General features: G+C 68.7%; 2 protein-coding genes. One reads left to right on the forward strand and one right to left on the reverse strand.

Annotated elements, in window-relative coordinates; all coding sequences use genetic code 11:
* On the reverse strand, positions 1–544 hold a 544-nt coding region (locus AB8Z36_RS40890; protein WP_369218406.1), incomplete at its 3' end, for a TerD family protein.
* 281 nt (positions 545–825) lie between these two features.
* On the opposite strand from AB8Z36_RS40890, the gene AB8Z36_RS40895 reads away from it, so the two are divergent.
* Positions 826–932, forward strand: a 107-nt coding sequence (locus AB8Z36_RS40895; RefSeq protein ID WP_369218407.1) for a DUF6643 family protein, incomplete at its 3' end; no start/stop codon positions are given.

Genomic DNA, 932 nt, shown 5'->3' on the forward strand with positions numbered 1-932 from the left:
GCTGCGGCTCGTCCACGGAGATGCCGTAGTCCGTGGCGAGGCCCTCCAGGCCGCTTCCGTACCCCTGTCCCACGGCGCGGAACTTCCACGCGCCCTGGCGCCGGTAGAGCTCGCCGAGGACGAAGGCCGTCTCCACGGTGGCGTCCGCGCTGTCGTAGCGCGCGATCTCCGCGCCGCCCGCCGCGTCGAGCACCCGGATGTACAGGCCGGGCACCTGCCCGAACGTGCCGCCGTCCGCCGAGGCGGCGAGCACCACCCGCTCCACATCGGGCTCCACGCGCGCGAGGTCGACGGTCAGGACGTCCGTGAAGCCCGCCCCGCCGCGCTCCTTGCCCTCGTGGCGCACCGCTCCCGAGGAGTGCGCGGGCTGGTTGTAGAAGACGAAGTCCGCGTCGGAGCGCACCTTGCCGGAAGACGCCAGCAGGAGCGCCGACGCGTCCGCGTCAGGCACGCCGGCACCGGAGCCCCACCCCAGTTCGATCCGCACGGCCGGTGCGGGCACCGGAACATTCGATCCTTTAGGCATTGTCATGTCCGCCCCCATCGCAAGTGGCCGCGTCCGGCAGAGCCGCCGATTCCGTTCATGGCCAACCTATTACCCGGACCGCGAGGAGGCCCACGACCGTGCCGCGCGCCCGTTCCGCCGAGGTCGGCACGACCGCGGGTAACCCGCCGGGAACTCGGCCTTTACATGATCAATACGTCATCCGACGACCGATTTTCCCACGTTCGCTCGGATTGGGGATCCGTCACCACAGCCGACACGGAAAACAACCCTCTTATCGGTCTCCCCAACCAGCACATCAAGGGCTTAACTTATGAAGCATGACCTCCCCCCGCTCCACCTATGGCGGCGGTTACTACTCCGCGCCGTCCTTCCCGGACACTCCGATCTACGACTCCCTCGTCGCAGAGCGGGGCACTCCTCAGAT

Origin of the sequence: Streptomyces flavofungini, assembly GCF_041028215.1 — a bacterium.
In the GTDB taxonomy this organism is placed as follows: Bacteria; Actinomycetota; Actinomycetes; order Streptomycetales; family Streptomycetaceae; genus Streptomyces; species Streptomyces flavofungini_B.